Here is a 19,933-nt window from a genome sequence, read left to right as displayed (position 1 = left end):
AAATCACCTCCTGAGTAATTTTATAATTTTTTTAGTTTCTTCAGAAATTTCAAGATTATCAAGGTTATCTATAGGCCTTTTAAGAACAATATTTTCTGCAGTTCTTTTACCTATACCATTAATAGAAGTTAATTCATCTATCGTAGCGGTGTTAATATTAAAAGGATATTTTAAGGCAGTTATAGAACGCGAACCATGGTCAACCACTATTCCGTTAATTTTATCTAATATTTTATATTTGCCTATAACTCCTGTTTTTACAGGATAAGTTCCCAATTGTCTTCCAAAAGATATTTTACCCTTAATATCTTCAATTATTAAATTTTTCAAAATAGTGCCAATTGGGAAAACTTTTTTTATCATTTCATGATTATAATGTTCCATATAATCTTTAAATTTAATAAATTCTTTTTTGCGTTGTTTAGGTTTTATATTATATATTAGTGTTCCAGGAAAAGACATGACTTGACGGACATTTATTCTTCTTATTAGTAAATTTTCATTCATGATTTTTTCTAAATATTTTTTATTTATATCAAAAGTTTCTTTAGTTTCACCAATTAAACCAAATAATAAATTTATACCAGGTAATAGTTTTGGTATTCCATTTTCATCCCGAATACTCCCGATTTCATTTACAATCTTAATTGCTTCAAGAGAATCTTCAGGTAAAATATCTATTCTATTCTTCACAACAACATTTTTGTCAAAAGATTCAACACCAAAAGATAATATATCACCTGCTGTGTTATATTTAACTATGATTTCCAATATTTTTTTTATTTTATTTTTATGTTTAATAATATATGCAGGGTTTGCATTATCTGTGTGAAGAACATCGGATATTTTTGACATTTCTTGGTATAATTCACTAAATAATTCAATGTTTGGTTCTCCATTATTTATTAATGAACCGTATGCTAGAAAATTTGCTGCTCTTCCAAATCTGAAATTTTTCACTCCAGTATTATATATAGCTTTTGCTTCTTCTAAAATATCTTTTAAAGGTCTTTCTCTATATTTCCCATTAATTAATGGTTCTGTACAAAAAGAACAAAAACCGTTATTTCTTTCACATCCACGTGATACATCCATTTCTACAATAATATCTGGATACCTTGGATGTTTTTTTAAAATTTCAGAACCTAATGGAGCGACTTTTAAAATTAATTCATAGTTTGACCTATCTTTTAAATTGAATTCATCTGATACAGGATAAGTAAAAAGAAATTTTTCTATATCTCCTTCAACCATGTAATCTATATATTCTGATTCTATTTTAATAGCAGATTTTCCGCCAGTTAATGTATATCCTTTTACAATTGGCCCACCTAGTATCCTTAACGGTTCTTTATTTAATGAAAATATTTTATTTATCTCACTTAAAGAAATTGGAGTTCCACCAAGATAATGTCCTGGAACTGTAACTCCGGCAATTATTATTAAGTATTCATAATGATTAAATGATTGCCACATTTTATTTTCTCTAACTTGATCAATAGTGAAATAATCCACATCTATTCCATGATAATATAAAGCGCCTGCAGCATATCTAATATATGTAGAGACATATGGGGGAACACCTAAAATAGCAGGTTCGTCAACATAACCATCTATAATTACAGCCTTCAATTTAAAAACTCCTTTTAGTTTTTTTGAACATGGTAACTTATTTTAAATTATGGAAATAATCAATTATATTATAACATAAACACAATTAGGTTTTAATTTTTTTATTAAATTTTAATTTTTTGATATAATCTAATATAATTAGGTTGTCTAAAAAGTCTAAAATGAAATGAAGACTCGAAGATTGCCCTTAAAATTATGAATGTACGCCGTCAAAATTACATGAATGTAATTTTGAGCGAAACAATACACGATGTATTGTTTGAGCAACGGCTGAGAATGAATGATTTTAAGGATTAGCAATCAAGCTGTCTGAGTGAATTTGACTTTTTAGAGAATACAGTCTTTAATATAAGATTTATTTCGGGGGTGATGTATGAAAAAAATATTCATAGTAATTATTATAGTTTTATTATCAATTTTGATTTTTTCTGAACAAGCTATATATAATATATCAGAAAAAGCTTATGTTGGAAATACAAAACATTTTAAATTTATTTTTGGAGAAAATCTTTACACATATTATGAAGAGTTAAAAGATGTATCAGAAGAATTGTATAATGATTATTCGAAATTCTATGAAACTAATCCTGGAAGTATAACTGTGTTTATCTTTGATGATGTTGATTTTGTAAATTCATTTGCAATTCCTCCATTGAACATAATAAGATTATATATTAATACTCCTAAAGCTAAGTATGGACTAACAGAAAATATACAAGATTGGATTAGCTTTGTTTTTTCTCATGAACTAAATCATATATTTTATGGAAATATGATTAATAAATATGTTTCTTGGATTCCATATAAAGAAATAAAAAAAGCATTAATGCTAAATTGGGATCCAAGTTATTTGCATGAAGGTTTATCGGTATATATGGAGAGTAAGTATTTCAAAGGTCGTTTTCAGAATGATTTATTTAATATGTTCATACGTGCAGAAATCTTAGAAAAAAATTATCCGAGATATTATTTAGGAGGTTCTCCACAAAATGATGTTTGGTCACCAGCCGGATTTAATTATATGTATGGATCTATTTTAACAAAGGAAATAGCCGAAAAATATAGTGAAGAAGTATTAAAAAATATTATAAAAGAAATAAATTCACATTTATTTTTCAGCACAATAAGCACAGCTTTTGAAAAAGTTACAGGAGAAAAATGGAATGATTTTCTACTATACATAAAAGTAAAATATAAAAATAAATATTTGGATTTATTAAAAAAAGGATATATAGATAATTATAATAAATTGAATAACGCTTATCATTTTACATCAAATCTAAAAACAGATGGCAAAGATATTTATTATTATAAAGATATTTATTATTATAAAGAATCATCAAATGAAAGAAGCGGAATATATAAAAATAATGAATTAATAATTCCTAATGTAAGAGATTTTGATGTTTCACAGAATGGGAAAATTTTATATTTAGTTTCAAATCAAAATGAAAGAAATATAAATTCGTTATATTTAAAATGTGATTGTCCAATATCTGATACATTAATTGATACTAGAGTGGCAAATTTTGGTTTTGTTGGAAATGAACAAATAGTATACTCTAAAATAGATAAAGGATTAACAGCAATATTTTTAAAAAATATTATCACAGGTGAAAAAGAAAAATTATTAGATTATGGGAAATATACAATAAATGATTTCTATTATTCAGATGATAAAATTTATTTTTCAGGAATAATGAAAAATCAAAATGATATATTTTATATTGATTTAAAAACAAAAAAAATAATTCAATTAACTAATGATAAGTATATAGAAATGAATATTTTTGTTAAAGATAATATTTTGTATTACTCAGCTAATTATGAGGATCATATATTTAATATTTATGCATTGAATTTGAATAATAATAATTTTATGAAGTTAACAAAACATATATATGGAGCATTTTATCCTATTATATTAAATAATGATATGTACTTTTTATTTTATGATTCTAATGGCTATCATTTATCTAAAATGAATATAAAAAAAATAAAATCTGAATCTATAAATAAATCAATAAAATTGGATTTAACAAAAATAGATTTTACAAATATTAAAAGTTCAAAAATTAAAAATATAAAGAATTATACGGAAAAATTAAAATATAATTTTATATTCCCATATTTTGAAAATAATAAATATGGATTAGGTTATATATCTTTGAGCGAAGGTTTAAATTACGGTATAGGCGGAGCAATATTAACTGATTTTAATACCGTAACTCCAATATTTGGCTTTTATCTAAATAAATATACAGAAAATTTTGTAAAGTTTGAATATATCAATAGTAATTTATATACCAGTATAAATATTTCCAAAAGTTTTGAATTTTTCATGAAGAATAAGAATTATTTATTTTTTAATTCAAATATTTATATAGAAAATTTTGAAATAAAGAATAATGAAATAAATTTAAATCTTATGAAAAGTCCTTATAGAATAAACTATCAGGATTTTTATGAATCTAATACTATATTGGGATATAAAAATAATTATTATTACATTCAACAATCAACATCGTTTAATTTTTTAGATCTCAAAACAGAACCATATGTCTATTATGATACATTTGGAAATTTAATTCCAGGGATAATTCTATCTAAAAAAATATGGAATCCTTACTTATATATGTTAGATGGGAAGTATGGATTAGATGGTATAAATGGAAATGTAAATTTTAATTATAATTTAAAAACAAAAAAAACTAATTTATCAATTTCTATGAATATTGAAATTACATCTTTCTATTGGTTAAAATTTTCTTTGCCGTTAGAGATAATAAAATAAGACTCAAGCTACTCGCTTGAGTCTTATTTTATACAGGATATACACTTTCGTCTTCAGAAAATTCTTCATTTTCCTCGACTAATCCAAAATCAACTTGAATTTCCTTTTCGTATTTTTTCTTTAAATAATTTTTCCCAACCTCTCCGAATAATATATAAGTTAGTAAATCCTCATCATTTTTTGCTAAAGCTCCAATTTCCTCTTTTGCATTTTCAATTTCGGGGTCTAATAAATCAGCGGGTCTACATATTATAGGTTTTTCATTACCTAAGGCTTTTTTTAATAATTCATTATCAACAGGAGCCGGTGGTCTTCCGTACATACCCCTTAGATAATTTTTTACTTCATTAGTAATAGCTTTATATCTTTCTTTATACATAACATTTAATACTGCTTGTACGCCAACAATTTGGCTTGTAGGTGTAACTAATGGCGGATATCCTAAATCTTTTCGAACTTTTGGAACTTCTTTTAATACTTCATCTAATAAATGTAACATCTTTTGACTTTTTAATTGAGATACTAAATTAGAAAACATTCCGCCAGGTATTTGAGCTTTTAAAATTCTTGAATCAATTGAAACCATTCTCATATCATTCTCTTTATGATTTTCTCTAACGCCCCAAAAATAATTTGCTAAATCATATAAAGAATCAGAATTCAATGGTTCTCCAAGAGCAAAATTAAAAGGTTCTACTGCGGGTTGAGAACTGGCGTTAGCAAAAGGACTAAGAGCAGTATCAATATAATCCACACCTGCATCAATTGCAGCTTGATAAGCAATTGAAGCCATGCCAGCAGTATTATGTGAATGAAGTTCAATAGGTATATTGAATTTTTTCTTTAGTTCAGAAATCAATTTATGAGCCATTTTTGGGGTTAATAATCCTGCCATATCTTTTATAACTATAGAATCGACACCCTTTTCTATTAATTCTTTTGCATAATTTAAATAAAAATCAAGATTATGAACAGGACTAATTGTATATGAAATTGCTCCCTGAACATGTATATTTCTTTTTTTAGCTATTTCAATGCTTTTTTCTAAATTTCTAATATCATTTAAAGCATCAAAAACTCTGATTATATCCATACCATAATCTGCAACTTTGTTGACGAAAAGTTCAACTACATCATCGGCATAATTTCTATATCCAACAATATTTTGTCCTCTTAAGAGCATTTGGATTTGTGTATTTTTTAACTTTTTTCTAATAATTTTCAATCTTTTCCATGGATCTTCGTCTAAATAACGTATACAGGCATCATATGTTGCACCACCCCATACTTCCATAGAGTGAAACCCGATTTCATCAAATTTATTCAAAACAGGTTCAAACTCGCTTGTTTTCATTCTAGTTGCAATTATTGATTGTTGCCCATCTCTTAAAGTGGTATCTACAAATTTTGTCATAATTCCACCTCCATAATAATTAAAACATTCTTTTTTTAAAAAACAGTTAAGGATATATGTTAAATATTATTATAGGAATTAATATTTGGAAATAGAAAAATAAAGTAGTAAAATTATATTAGAAGGTGGAAATAATGAAAATAAGTAATTATATACCTTCAAATGATTCTAGGGGCATATATTTGGAATCAAAATTAAGAAGAATATTATTAAAAGCTATTAATAGCAAAGATAATAATTTGCTATTAAAGATTGGGGATATTAATAATTTAATAAAATCTGGAAATATTGAAGAAGCAGAAAGAGAATTGAAAAATGCTGAAAGAAAAATTTCAATAAAAGACATAAATAAAGAAAGTACAATAAGTATTATATCAAGGAAAGAATATAAAAAAAATACTCCTAAAACTAAGAATCAAGAAACAGAAAATTCTTCATTTGAAGAAGATAAAATATATTTGCAAGATAATTCTCCCGATGGAGCAGTTTCATTTCAATATCCTACTGCAGTACCTGAAAGTGCTTCATTTCTTTTTATAAATGCACATGAAGGTGAGCATGCAAGAGAAATTATAAAAGAAGCGATGTTTAAAGGAAAGATGGCTCAAGTATATGTTAGATATTTTACTTCATATGATTCTGAAGGAAAATTAGTGTATACTGGTAGTATTACATGGGGAAAAATACTTGATACTAAAGGTTGATTTTTGGAAGTAAAATGATGAATAGTTTGATAATAAAAGAAATAATGTCTTTGAAGAAGAAATTAGAAAATTATAGTAAAATTTCTATTGTTGATAAAAATGAAATTTTACATTCACCGCATGAAAAATTAGAACAAATGAGTATAGTGATTGAAGGAAAATTAAAAGTTGTAAAATTTACATCCGAAGGAAATGAGCAGGTTCTAAAGTATATAAGTGAAAATGAAAGTTTTGGTGAAGGATTGATATTTGCTAATGAGTGTTATCCTTCTTTTATAATAGCAGAAAAAAAATCAAAAGTATTGGAAATTTCGAAAGAGGGAATTTTGTATTTATTTAAAAAAAATGAAGATTTTCTTGTTATGTATTTAAATGAAATATCTAAGAAAATGCTAAATTTGTCAACAGTTATAGATATTCTTATAATAAAATCTATAAAAGAAAGAATTATCAAATATTTTATTTTATTATCCAAGCAACAGAATTCAAAGATAATTTATTTTAAATCGAAACAGAAAATAGCAAATGATATCGGAAGTGTAAGAGAAGTTGTTTCAAGAAAAATGAAAGAATTGGAAGAAGAAAAAATTATTGAGATAATAGATAAAAATCATATTAAAATATTAAATAAAGCTTTTTTTGAATAATACTGTGACTAAAATCACAGTATTATTTTTTTTTATTTAATATAATAAGGATACATAAAAAGAAGGAGGAGGAAAAATGAATACGATAATTTTAGTAATTATTGCTCTGATATTTTTAACTTGGTCAATTTTTAAAAGTAAGGATAAAACAAAAGAAAGTCTTGTTTTATCAAAGAATTTACTTGTAAAAACATTTATTGAAATAATAGGAGTTATGGCATTAGTTGGTTTAGTTTTAGCTATATTGCCACCAGAATTAATAAAGCAATTACTTGGAAATTCAAATGAATTTTTAAGCACTATTTATGGAGCAATTATAGGGGCTTTAACAATAATACCAGCTTTTATAGCCTTTCCATTATCTAAATCTCTTTATCAAAGCGGAGCAAATTTAACAGCAATTGCAGCATTTATAACAACATTAACAATGGTAGGGTTTGCAACTATGCCAGTAGAAATAAAATACTTTGGAAAGAAATTCACTTTACATAGATTGTGGATAAGTTTTGTTGCTGCAATATTAATAGCTTCAGGAATGGCGGTGATATTATGACAAAAATGAAAGATATAATAAAAAATAATAAGTTAATATTTATCAGTATAGTTCTTTATGCTATAGTATTTTTTGTAAAACCAACAATATTTTTTAAAGGATTAGAAATGACTAAAGGATTTCTTATAGAAATGATTGAAGTTATGCCACCTATTCTTATTATATCTTCATTAATAACGGTGTGGGTGCCTTCAGAAGTTATAATGAAACATTTTGGAAAAAAATCTGGGATAAAAGGTAAACTTTTATCAATATTTACAGGTGCAATATCAGCAGGGCCAATATATGCAGCTTTTCCAGTTGCTCAGGCTTTATTTTTAAAAGGAGCTAGTGTTGCGAATTTAGTTATAATAATTAGTTCATGGGCAGTAGTTAAGGTTGTTATGTTTATGGTAGAGTCAAGCTTTCTTGGAGTATCTTTTGCATTAACTAGATATGTTTTAACAATACCAGCTATTTTATTAATGGGATATATTATGGAAAAATTAGTGAACAGAGAGGATATTTTGAATGAAATATCAAATACAGAATTTATATATAAAAATACAAAAGAGGTATTAAATGATTTACCAAATATGAATTGTGGAGCATGCGGATATGCGAATTGTAAATTATTTGCAGAAGGAGTTATAAAAGGAGAAGTGACAATAGACGACTGCGTTATCAGACAAAAAACAAAAAAGATAGCATAAAATTCATAGATAAAGTATATAAGTATTTTTCATCAAGTTTAAAATAGAACGTAATTATAATTTAGATTTCAGTATTGAAATAAAAGATATAAAATCATTGTTATTTTATCTAGGATTCATGACATTTGAAAAAGAAGGATTAAGAACATATCTAAAAATACCAAATTACTCAGAAAAAGTTTATAATTGTTTTTATTGGTAAAAAAGCGAAATATATTGAGGAATTAAATTGAATAAACGTCTAGAAAAAACGGGCAAAAGCCCGATTTTTTTGTCTAGAGTTAACGTTGAAAGCAAGATGTTATAAAAAGATTAATCGTGGAAATATGAGTAATATAGTAATTTAGTTTTTTAATTGTATGTATTGTTATTTTCATACCACGTTTTAGAAAAATTTAAAAGATAATGATATACTTAATATTGAGGTGAGATTATGGAATTTATAGAATATATTTTTGTTTTACCAGAGAATTTGGAAGATGAAATAGAAACATTTTTTTCAATGTTTGAATTTCAAAATTATTATATTGATAAACCAACAAAAGGTCAAAATGTTGTAAAAGTATATATCAATCAAAAGCAACCGGAAAATAATGTAGTAAATTTTTTACAAAATAAGTTGGAATTAATTACAAAAAAGAGTATTTCTGAAGATGAATGGTTAAAGCCATGGAGAGAATCGCTAAAACCATTTGAGTTTATTAAAGGGATATGGATAATACCAGATCCTCAAAAAAAATATGATATTCCAGAAAATGTTAAAACAATAAAAATAATTCCAGGAACAGCTTTTGGAACAGGTCTTCATCCTACAACCAAATTAGCGGCTAAAAACTTGGTTAAAGTTATAAATAAAGGTGTAGATGTCTTAGATATTGGAACAGGAACGGGAATATTATCAATAATTGCAAGGTTATATGGAGCAGAAAAAATTTTAGCCCTTGATTATGATAAGCTCGCTGTAGAAAAAGCTAAGGAAACCTTTAATTTAAATAATGTAAATGCAGAGGTAAAACATTCTGATTTATTAAATGTTGTTGGAGAAAAGGAAAAATATGATATTATAATAGCGAACATTGTAGTTCCAATATTGTTAAGATTAATGGATGATGAAAAGGTTGACAAAGTATTAAATGAAAATGGATTTTTAATATTGTCTGGTATAAATAAAGAAAGAGAAGATGAAATGATTAATAAAATATTTCAAAAAGAATATAATATAATATCAAGAGAGGAAGATAATGGATGGATATCACTACTCCTACAAAAAAGGATATAGATATTGTAAAAAAACAAATAAATAGAGAACCAAATAAAATATTATCTATTCCTAAAAGATGTTCATTTGGTGAACCACAAGTAATTGAAAGCTACCCTATAAAAGATAATAAACCTTTCCCAACATTATATTGGTTAACATGTCCCCATCTTATAAAAGAGGTAGGAAAATTAGAATCAATTGGGAAAATAAAAGAATGGGAAGAAGAATTAAAAAATAATAAAGAATTAAAGGAAGAATATATAAAGGCACATTTTGAAGAAAAAGAAAAGAGAAATGGTTTATTGACAGATGAAGCAGATTGGATAAAAAAAAGATTAGAAAATATAGGTATAGGTGGAATTAGTAATTTTGAAACTATAAAATGCTTACATTTGCAATTAGCTTCTTATCTAGGAGGCACAAAAAACCCTATAGGCGAAAGGGTGTGGAAAAACATTGAAAAGAAGGAATGTGAGAACTGCATCTGTTGTTTATTATAGAGATATTAGAACACATGTTGTAATATTTATTTTAATCTTCTTTGGGATATTATCTATAATAAAAAATGCACTGTTAGGTAATAATGTGCATGTTGTAAATGTTGGTATAAGATTTTTAGCGATTTTGATAATTAGATTTGGACTCTATATAACATCTCCAATAACAGATATTTTAATATATTTGTTTAGTATTGTAAGTCTTTTTAATATAAACATATTATTTATGAATGACATTCTTTTTGGAATAACTTTGATCTTTTCATTTAGAGATATGCTTAGAGCTAGAAAATACATATTTTCAGATTCTTTAACAGGATTGCTCAATAGAAGATATTTTGTTGAAATTATACCCAAGGTTGTTAAATTAAAAGAGTATATAGGAAAGGAATTTGGACTTATAGTATTGGATCTTGATAATTTTAAACCCGTTAATGATAATTTTGGTCATAAATCTGGGGATTATGTTTTGAAAAAAGTTGGAGAAATTATTAATAAATCGATTAGAAAATCAGATCTTGCCATAAGATATGGAGGAGATGAATTTGTTATTTTAGTTAACTCGTCTGATGAAAAGGTGCTAGATGAAATAATAAAAAGAATAGATGAGAAAATAAAAAAAGAATTGAAAATATATAATATCTCAGTTTCGGCAGGAAAATTTATAAAATTAAAAGATGACAATGTTAAATTAGAAGAAATGTTTGAAAAAGCTGATAAAAATATGTATGAAAATAAAAAGAGGAGAAAACATGCTAGATAAAAGCGTTTTAAAAAATATTCCAAATGAGCCAGGTGTATATATTTTTAAGGGAAAAGATTCAAAACCAATATATATTGGAAAAGCAAAAAAATTAAAGAATCGCTTATCTTCGTATTTTAATCAATCCAATCAAGAAAAGAATGAAAAGGTAAAAAAAATAGTAGAAGAAGCAGAATTTTTGGATTATATTGTTGTTAGAACTGAAGATGAATCGCTTATCTTAGAATCAAATTTAATATTTACACATAAGCCTAAATATAATATATTATTAAAAGATGCAAGAGTATACCCATATATTGCAATAACTAAAGAAGATTTCCCACAGATTAAACTTGTAAGAACAAAAAAAGGAGAAAAAGCAGAATTTTTTGGTCCTTATTCAAATGTTGGTATGGTAAGAGGAATAATTGAGATAATACAGTGGGTATATAAAGTAAGAACTTGTGAAAGAAATTTAGACAGAAAATCAAAACCATGCTTTTTATTTCATTTAGAAAAATGTTTTGCACCATGTTACGTTGATGTTGATAAGAAAGAATATAAAAAATCTATTAATAAAGTACGAAGATTTTTAAAAGGAAATATAAAATCAATAAGAAAATATATAGAAGAAAGTATGCATCAATATGCTAAAATACTGAATTTCGAAAGAGCAGCTCAATTAAGGGATTTGTTATATAAATTTGATAGATTGTTTATTCCAATTGGAGTAGAAATGATACATGATAAAAACGTTGATATAATTGCAAAGGATGAAGAATATCCTATAGTTGTTTTATTGATAATTAGGCAAGGATATATTATTTCTAAATTAACCTTTACCATAGAAGAGGGGTTAAATGAATTTCTACATCAATATTATATAGTTAGGGGTAATATAATTCCTTTGGAAATATGGATAAAAGATTTAAATAATGATTTAGAAAAGGATATATTAAATTATTTAAAAAATAAAGGATTAAAATATATTAAAAATTTAAAGGACGAAAGTGAAGAATTATATACAATTGCAAACAGAAATTTAAAAGAAGAAGTAAAAAAACAAGCAGATTTAGGGAATACTTTAAAACAAGCAAAAGAAATTCTTTCATTGAAAAAAATTCCATATAGAATGGAAGGTATAGATATTTCTCATTTACAAGGTATGTATACTGTAGCTTCTTTAATAACTTTTGAAAACGGAAAGCCTAAAAAAGAAGATTATAGAAGATATAGACTTGATGAGTTTAAAGAACCTAATGATTTTGAATCAATAAAAACAGTTATTAAAAAAAGATACACAAAACATCCCTTACCAGATTTATTATTTATTGATGGGGGTAAGGGTCAAGTAAATTCAGCTGTAAAAGCACTTGAAGAGATAGGTTATACAGATGTAGATGTAGTAGGAATAGCAAAAGAAGACGAAAGAATAGTATTCCCTGGAGATATTGATGACTTGCGTCTTCCTCTTGATCATCCGGTTTTAAGAATGCTCATATTTATGAGAGATGAAACCCATAGATTTGCAATAACTTTTAATAGAAAATTACGTTCAAAACGTTTTGAGAAATCTAAATTAGATGATATTCCTGGTATAGGGCCTAAAAGAAAAAAAATACTTATTAGTCATTTTGGTTCTTTGGAAGGGATTTCAAAGGCAACATGGGAAGAAATTAATGAAATTATTAATAATGAAAAAATTTCAAAAAAAATAAAGGAATTTTTTGATTGATGGTGATTATATGAAAAAAAACACAATTTTTGGAATATTTTTACTTTTATTATTGTGGTGGATAATAGCCTCTATTACCGATAACAATTTACTAATACCATATCCTCAAAACGTATTTGAAGAAATAGCAAGGCTTTTTATGGATCATTTATTTTATTTTGATTTGTTTAATACATTTTCTAAAATAGTTCTAGGATTTATTGTTTCTCTATTAATAGGTATCCCAGTAGGATTTTTAGCTGGATTAAGCAAACATTTTTTTGAAATATTTAGGCCATTTTTAATGCTTATTCAAAGTTCTCCAGTAGTTTCATATATTGCAATATCAATGTTGTGGTTTGGAATAGGGTTTTATACACCGATTTTTGTTTCTTTTATGGTTATTTTTCCAGTAATAGTTTTAAATATAGCTGAAGGTATAAAATCCACTGATAAAAAATTATTAGAGATGGCAAAAGTATATAAAGTTAGTAAAAAAGATATACTTTTTAAAATTTATTTTCCTTCAATAATCCCCTTCTTAAAGTCTACAATAAATGTGATTTCTGGTAGTTTGTGGAAATCCGTAGTTGTTGGTGAATTTTTAGCGGGAGATAGAGGTTTAGGTGTTAGTCTTTCCTTTTCCAAAATAGCATTAAATACAGATAGAGTTTTTGCATATACAATATTATTAGCTATTTTTGGAATGATATCAGAAGAATTATTAAAAAGATTTTCAAAACTGAAAATAAGAAAAGATAATATAATAAACAATACATCATATGAAGGAATTAATATAAAAGATAAAAAAAATTCACAAAATGTTATTATAAAAGGCTTGAACAAAAGTTTTAAAAATAACGTCATACTATCTGGTTTTGATATAGTTTTTGAAAAATCAAAAATAAATATTTTACTAGGAGAATCTGGTATAGGAAAAACTACAATATTAAATATATTATCAGGAATATTAGAAAAGGAAAAAGGCGAAATATATATTGAAGGAAAAATCGGATATGTCTTTCAGGATGATAGATTGGTCCCGTGGTTAAGTGTTTATGAAAACATTAAACTTATTAATAAAAATATAAATTTAAAAGATATAAAAAAATATTTAGTATCTATGAATTTAGAAAAAAATATTTTAAAAAAATATCCAGATGAACTATCTGGTGGAATGAAAAAACGAGTAAATTTATTAAGAGCAATTATGTATAATCCAGATATTATTTTAATGGATGAAGCATTTTCTTCATTGGATATTTCAACAAAGTATAAAATTATAAAAGAATTGATAAATATTCAAAAAAAAGAGAGATATACTATTATAATGGTAACTCATGATCCTTTTGAAGTTTCAAATTTAGGTGAAAATATATTTATATTGTCAGGAAAACCATTAAAAATAAAGGAAAAATTTACATTTAAAAATGTTTTTGATAGAGATATGGAAACAAATCATGAAATACTTTATAAAATCAACAAAATTTTGTTAGAATAAATTAAAAATATTCTAAGGAAATTCTAAGGAAATAGAGTAAAAATTTATAACGTAGTCATAAAAATGGAGGTGATAAGAATGAAAAAAGTTATTCTTGCAATGGCAGTGTTATTAATAATTACATCATCTTTTGCTTTTGTAAATCCTAATTATGTTTCACCAGTTGTTAATGTTGTAAATGAAGCAGCACCAGCTGTTGTAAATATCGAAGCAGTAGGTCATAGGCAAACTACAGTAGATCCATTTTTTGAAGAATTTTATAAAAGATTTTTTGGGGAATCACCTTGGACACAAGATAGAGAATTTAAAGCTTTGGGGACAGGATTTATTTTTGATAAGAGGGGATATATTTTAACAAATTATCATGTTGTTGAAAATGCAGATGAAATAACTGTAACAACATTAAAAGGGAAAAAATATAAAGCAAATTATGTTGGTGGAGATAAAGACTTGGATATAGCAGTTTTGCAAGTAAAAACAAAAGACGAATTACCTGTAATAGAATTAGGAGATTCTGATAATATTCAAATTGGCGAATGGGCAGTTGCTATAGGTAATCCATTAGGATTTAAACATACAGTTACATTAGGTGTTGTAAGTGCTGTGCACAGAAAAATACCAAAACCTGATGGAAATGGTTATTATGCCGATTTAATACAAACAGATGCTGCCATAAACCCTGGGAATAGTGGAGGTCCTTTATTAAATATACATGCTCAAGTTATTGGAATAAATACAGCAATAGTAAATCCAACTGAAGGACAAAATTTGGGTTTTGCTATACCTATTAACTTCGCAAAAAGGTTTGCTGAATCTTTAATCAATACAGGTAAAGTATCAAAAGCTTATTTAGGAGTTTACATACAAAATGTAACAGAAAGCTTGGCTAAAACATTTGGATTAAAAGTAACAAAAGGGGCTTTTGTTAGTGATATTGAAAAAGGTTCTCCTGCAGAAAAAGCAGGAATAAAACCAGGAGATGTTATTGTAAAGATAGATAATAAAGAAATAGAAAGTGCTGATGAATTAGTATATATTGTAAAAACATATCCAGCTGGTGAAAAGGTAAAGGTGGTTGTAAATAGAAAAGGAAAAGAAATAACCTATGAAATAGTTTTAGCGGAAAGAGAAGAATATGCAAAGTCTACAGAAGAATATTATTTAGGATTGAAAGTAAGGGATTTAACTCCAGAAGATTTAAATGAATATAAATTACCTAAAGATATGTATGGTGTAATGGTAGAAGATGTAAAAGAAGGTTCAGAAGCACAATACGTAAATATCAAAAAAGGCGATATTATTATGGAAATGTATGTAAATGGAAAAGGTACAAAATTAGAGAATATAAAAGATTTCCAGAAATTAGCATCAAAAATTAAAAAAGGTGATTATATAGGATTTATAGTTTATAGAGATGGTTATAGAATGTCTGTATATTTCAGTTATTTGGGAAATAAATAATATAAAAAAAGCAAGCCTAGAAAACGGGCTTGCTTTTTTTATATTTTAAGAATAATAAAGTTATGTTATAATTATATTGAAAATATAATATTTTTTTAGGAAATTTATGGTTTTAGTTTAGCTTACAAGACTGTATTCTCTAAAAAGTAAAATTCATTCAGACAGCTTGATTGCTAATCCTTAAAATTATTCATTCTCACCCGTCGCTCAAACAATACATCGTGTATTGTTTCGCTCAAAATTACATCTATGTAATTTTGACGTCTTACATTCATAATTTTAAGGGCAATCTTTGAGTCTTCATTTCATTTTAGACTTTTTAGACGCTCTATTATCTTACTTTTTGGAAATGCTATTATCTAGTCTATTTTATATATAAATTATGGTATAATTAATTTGTATAACTAATTAAAAGGGAGGATTAAAATGGCTATTATCAATTATGTTGAAAAAATTGAAGATGAAATTATAAATGCTTTGAAAAAATTTGTATCAATAAATTCAGTAAATCCTAGAGCAGGAGGGCCTGGCGAAAAAGAAGTTGCTGAGTGGTTAGAATCATATTTAAAAAAACTAAAATTCGATGAAATTAAAAGATATGATGCGCCAGATGATGCAGTTAAATATGGATTTAGACCAAATATAGTAGCATTATATAAAGGTACGAATCCTGAAAGAACTATATGGTTTATTACACATATGGATAAAGTACCTGAAGGAGATTTGACTCTATGGGAACATGATCCTTTTGATCCTGTTGTTAAAGATGGGAAAATATTTGGAAGAGGTTCAGAAGATAATGGTAGTTCATTAATAGCCACGCTATTTGGAGTAAAAACTTTAATGGATTTAAACATTAGACCTAAAAATAATGTTGGACTTGTTTTTGTTTCAGATGAAGAAACAGGAAGTGATTTTGGTATTAAATATTTATTAAAACAAAAAATTTTTGATAAAGATGACTGGTATTATGTTCCAGATTCTGGAAATCAAGAGGGCTCTTTTATTGAAATAGCTGAAAAATCCATATTATGGTTAAAAATATTTACTGAAGGTAAACAAGCTCATGCCTCAACTCCAAATGTAGCAAAAAATGCACATAGAGCGGCAATATATTTTGCAAGGGAATTAGATGAATTTTTACATGAAAAATATAATGCTGTTGATAAAATGTTTGGAAGAATACCTATTTCTACATTTGAACCAACTAAAAAAGAACATAATGTAGATAATGTAAATACAATACCAGGCACAGATATAATGTATTTTGATTGTAGAATTTTACCACAATATGATTTAAATGAAATTTTAAATGATGTAAATAATATAAAAGAAAAATATGAAAATAAGTTTGGTGTAAAAATATCAATTGAAGTTCCACAAATTGAAAAAGCTCCAGAACCAACTCCGGCAGATCATCCAATGGTATTAAAATTAAAAGAAGTAATAGAAGGTTTAAGAGAGATAAAAACATTTGTTGGCGGAATAGGCGGAGGGACATGTGCAGCAATTTTGAGACATGAAGGATTACCTGCAGTTGTTTGGGGAACTATGGATCACATGGCTCATCAACCTAATGAATATATAAAAATAGAACATCTAATAGAAGATACAAAGGTTTATGCAAAATTAATGTCAAATTTATAGGGGGTATATGATGAAAACTTTAATTTTATATGGATTTGGAGTAGGAGTTATTGATATTAGAAGTATAAAAAAAGTTATAAATCAATATGAAAAAGTAATAGTATTTACTTCGAAATCTCCACAAGGAAAAGCAAAAGAAATGTTAGGCGAGTTATCTAATGTGGAAATAAATGAAACGTTAAATTTTTATAAGGAAGCAAAAAGAAAAGCAAAAGAACTAAAAGAATGTGAATTAAAAGATTTGGGGGATTTTGGAGATAGGGCGATGATGAGAGACCCATGTTAGAAAACATTAGTTTGGTTTTACTTGAAAGAGTATCATTGATATTAGTTATAACTTATATTATTTTTCAAACATACTTTATTAAAAAACTTTTTGGCAAAACGTTAGTTGCCAAAAATAGGATTATACTTGGTATTATTGGAGGGTTATTAGGAATTTTAGGAACAATTTTTGGAGTAAAATATAACGGTGCTATAGTAAATTATAGAGATATTGGTGTAATACTTGCAGGGATGTTAGGTGGAATACCTTCTGGAATTATTGCCGCATTAATTTCAGCAACTCATAGGCTTTTTATTGGAGGTATTACGGCTATTCCTTGTTTTTTTGGAACATTAACTGCAGGAATAATAAGTGGATTAATATCACAATATTATGGAAGAAAACATTTTACTTTTTTTAGAGCACTTTTTTATACAATTGTTATAGAAATAATTCATTTAACATATGTATTGATAATGGTAAAACCATTTAATTTAGCTTATGATATAACGTTTAATATATTATTTCCTATGGTTATTACAAATGCATTGGGTATATCATTCCTAAACTTTATGATAATAAATATGGAAGAAAAACTTGAATTTACTACAGAAAATACAATTAACTCTATATTTGTTATAATGGAAAGTAGTTTAAATACGATAAAAAAAGGTTTTAATGAAGATAGTGCTAAAGATATCGCTGTTGCAATATTAGATAATACAGATTTTGAGGCAGTTTCATTAACAGACAAGGGAAAAATACTTGCTCACGTTGGTATAGGAGAAGATCATCATTATTCTGGATTAAGTATAAAAACAGAAGCCACAAAAAGAGTTATAAAAAATGGGCAAGGTTTGAAGATTATAGGGAAAAAAGGAATTAATTGTGAAAAAAAAGATTGTCCTTTGCATTCTGCCATAATAGTTCCATTAAGAGATATAAATGAAGAATTAATTGGAACATTAAAATTATATTATTCTAAAAAAAATTCTATAAAAAATTCTGATATTATATTTGGTAAAAAACTTGCACAAATTTTATCATTAATAATTTCGATTTATCAAATTAATGAAGATTTAAAATTAGCAACAGAAGAAAAACTAAGAGAATTAATGTCCAATTTAAGTCCACATTTTCTTTTTAACACATTAAATGCAATAAAATATATTTCAAAAACAGATCCGAAAAAAGTAAATAGGTTTATTGATAATTTATCAGATTTGTTAAGATATACATTATATGAAAATTCTAGATTAGTAAATATAAAAGAAGAGGTAAAATTTACAGTTGACTATCTTGAATTAATGAAATTGCGGTTTAAAGATAAACTGGATTATGTGATTGATTATATAGGGAATATAAAAGAAAAAAAAATTCCACCATTTCTTTTGCAGCCCTTAGTAGAAAATTCAATTAAACATGGAATGAACGATAAAAAATTAATAATTGAAATATCAATAGAAGAAAGGGTTGATGAAATTTATATAGCAGTAAAAGATAATGGTAAAGGAATCTTAAATAATAAGTCTAAAGGGAAGGGTCTAACACTTATAAAAAACAGATTATCTTCTTTATACGGGGAAAATTATAATTTATCAATAAAGAATGGAATATTCAGTGGAACAATAGTAGAAATTATAATAAAAGAAAAAGTTGGTGAAGTAATAATATGATAAAAGTAGCCATTATAGATGATGAATATTATGCAAGAGAGGCTTTGAAAGATTTAATTGAAGAAATGACATCATTTGAAATTCTAGGATGTTTTGAAAGTGTCGAAAAGTTTTTAAAAAGCAAAGAGAAAAATAGCGTTGATGTTATATTTCTTGATATCGAATTACCAAAAATGAATGGAATAAAAGCTTCAAAATATCTTGAAAAATATAAAATTGTATTTGTAACGGCATATTCAGAGTATGCAGTGGATGCTTTTGAAGTAAAGGCATTGGATTACTTAACAAAGCCTATTTCAGAAGCTAGATTTATAGAAACAATAAATAGAATTGAGGAAATATTTAAAGAAACTAAATTGAATAAAATAGCAGTTGAAAATAATAATGAAATAGTATTTTTAGATTTTGATGAAGTATGTTTTTTTGAATATTTTGATAAAAAAATACAGGTTATAACGATTGATAATGAATATATTCTTAAACATTTTAAAAATTTAAATAAATTAGAAAAAGAATTACCATATAATTTTTTAAGAATTCATAAGTCGTATATAATCAATTTAAATTATGTGGAGAAATTTATAAAGGGTCTTAATTCTCTTCAGATGAAAAATAATAAAATTATCCCTATAGGTAAAACCCACATGAAAGATGTTAGAAATATGCTTAATATATGATGTCAAGAAAATTAAATAACATTTAATACAAAAAAATGACCATTCAGGTCATTTTT

General features: G+C 25.8%; 17 protein-coding genes. 15 read left to right on the top strand and 2 right to left on the bottom strand.

Features of this window, described 5'->3' with window-relative positions:
* Window positions 1–3: 3 nt before the first annotated feature.
* On the bottom strand, window positions 4–1,632 hold the full coding sequence (locus ACYQ44_RS03735; protein ID WP_459995323.1) for a radical SAM protein: 1,629 nt from the start codon (window positions 1,630–1,632) through the stop codon (window positions 4–6).
* Window positions 1,633–2,005: 373 nt separating this feature from the next.
* Between ACYQ44_RS03735 and ACYQ44_RS03730 the strand changes: the two genes are divergently transcribed.
* Window positions 2,006–4,426: a TolB family protein gene (locus ACYQ44_RS03730; protein WP_459995322.1), complete on the top strand. Its 2,421-nt coding sequence runs from the start codon at window positions 2,006–2,008 to the stop codon at window positions 4,424–4,426.
* Between the two features lie 28 nt (window positions 4,427–4,454).
* Here ACYQ44_RS03730 and ACYQ44_RS03725 read toward each other — a convergent pair whose 3' ends face one another.
* Window positions 4,455–5,840 (bottom strand): pyruvate carboxylase subunit B, encoded by a 1,386-nt coding sequence (locus ACYQ44_RS03725; RefSeq protein ID WP_459995321.1) that lies wholly within the window; start codon window positions 5,838–5,840, stop codon window positions 4,455–4,457.
* Between the two features lie 134 nt (window positions 5,841–5,974).
* On the opposite strand from ACYQ44_RS03725, the gene ACYQ44_RS03720 reads away from it, so the two are divergent.
* The 14 genes from ACYQ44_RS03720 to ACYQ44_RS03655 all read left to right on the top strand — a co-directional run bounded on the left by ACYQ44_RS03720 (window position 5,975) and on the right by ACYQ44_RS03655 (window position 19,877).
* Window positions 5,975–6,544, top strand: coding sequence for a hypothetical protein (locus tag ACYQ44_RS03720; RefSeq protein WP_459995320.1), 570 nt, complete (start codon window positions 5,975–5,977; stop codon window positions 6,542–6,544).
* Between the two features lie 17 nt (window positions 6,545–6,561).
* On the top strand, window positions 6,562–7,191 hold the full coding sequence (locus ACYQ44_RS03715; RefSeq protein ID WP_459995319.1) for a Crp/Fnr family transcriptional regulator: 630 nt from the start codon (window positions 6,562–6,564) through the stop codon (window positions 7,189–7,191).
* A gap of 76 nt (window positions 7,192–7,267) precedes the next feature.
* A complete protein-coding gene (locus ACYQ44_RS03710; protein WP_459995317.1) occupies window positions 7,268–7,744 on the top strand; it encodes a permease in 477 nt (158 codons plus the stop codon).
* Window positions 7,741–8,436 carry a permease gene (locus ACYQ44_RS03705; RefSeq protein ID WP_459995316.1) on the top strand — a complete coding sequence of 232 codons (696 nt, stop codon included), beginning with the start codon at window positions 7,741–7,743 and terminating at the stop codon, window positions 8,434–8,436. The genes ACYQ44_RS03710 and ACYQ44_RS03705 overlap by 4 nt, the downstream gene beginning before the upstream one ends.
* A 433-nt stretch (window positions 8,437–8,869) precedes the next feature.
* The gene (locus tag ACYQ44_RS03700) at window positions 8,870–9,715 is read left to right on the top strand and encodes a 50S ribosomal protein L11 methyltransferase (protein ID WP_459995315.1); all 846 of its coding nucleotides are present in this window, start codon (window positions 8,870–8,872) and stop codon (window positions 9,713–9,715) included.
* Window positions 9,682–10,197, top strand: coding sequence for a DUF501 domain-containing protein (locus tag ACYQ44_RS03695; RefSeq protein WP_459995313.1), 516 nt, complete (start codon window positions 9,682–9,684; stop codon window positions 10,195–10,197). Before ACYQ44_RS03700 ends, ACYQ44_RS03695 begins: the two co-directional genes overlap by 34 nt.
* The gene (locus ACYQ44_RS03690) at window positions 10,154–10,957 is read left to right on the top strand and encodes a GGDEF domain-containing protein (RefSeq protein WP_459995311.1); all 804 of its coding nucleotides are present in this window, start codon (window positions 10,154–10,156) and stop codon (window positions 10,955–10,957) included. Before ACYQ44_RS03695 ends, ACYQ44_RS03690 begins: the two co-directional genes overlap by 44 nt.
* Window positions 10,923–12,671: an excinuclease ABC subunit UvrC gene (uvrC, locus tag ACYQ44_RS03685; RefSeq protein ID WP_459995310.1), complete on the top strand. Its 1,749-nt coding sequence runs from the start codon at window positions 10,923–10,925 to the stop codon at window positions 12,669–12,671. Before ACYQ44_RS03690 ends, uvrC begins: the two co-directional genes overlap by 35 nt.
* Window positions 12,672–12,681: 10 nt before the next feature.
* Window positions 12,682–14,151, top strand: coding sequence for an ATP-binding cassette domain-containing protein (locus ACYQ44_RS03680; protein WP_459995309.1), 1,470 nt, complete (start codon window positions 12,682–12,684; stop codon window positions 14,149–14,151).
* A 78-nt stretch (window positions 14,152–14,229) separates the two neighbouring features.
* Window positions 14,230–15,612: a DegQ family serine endoprotease gene (locus ACYQ44_RS03675; protein WP_459995308.1), complete on the top strand. Its 1,383-nt coding sequence runs from the start codon at window positions 14,230–14,232 to the stop codon at window positions 15,610–15,612.
* A gap of 426 nt (window positions 15,613–16,038) precedes the next feature.
* Entirely contained in the window at window positions 16,039–17,259 is a 1,221-nt protein-coding gene (locus ACYQ44_RS03670) for a M20 family metallo-hydrolase (RefSeq protein ID WP_459995307.1), read from the top strand.
* A 10-nt stretch (window positions 17,260–17,269) separates the two neighbouring features.
* Window positions 17,270–17,545, top strand: a complete 276-nt coding sequence (locus ACYQ44_RS03665) for a hypothetical protein (protein ID WP_459995305.1) — start codon at window positions 17,270–17,272, stop codon at window positions 17,543–17,545.
* Window positions 17,539–19,200: a LytS/YhcK type 5TM receptor domain-containing protein gene (locus ACYQ44_RS03660; protein WP_459995303.1), complete on the top strand. Its 1,662-nt coding sequence runs from the start codon at window positions 17,539–17,541 to the stop codon at window positions 19,198–19,200. The genes ACYQ44_RS03665 and ACYQ44_RS03660 overlap by 7 nt, the downstream gene beginning before the upstream one ends.
* Window positions 19,197–19,877, top strand: coding sequence for a LytR/AlgR family response regulator transcription factor (locus ACYQ44_RS03655; protein ID WP_459995302.1), 681 nt, complete (start codon window positions 19,197–19,199; stop codon window positions 19,875–19,877). The genes ACYQ44_RS03660 and ACYQ44_RS03655 overlap by 4 nt, the downstream gene beginning before the upstream one ends.
* The last annotated feature ends 56 nt before the right edge of the window (window positions 19,878–19,933 follow it).

Source organism: Marinitoga arctica (genome assembly GCF_054657315.1).
The sequence above is the reverse complement of the archived record's forward strand: the minus strand, read 5'-3'. Positions and strand labels throughout refer to the sequence as shown.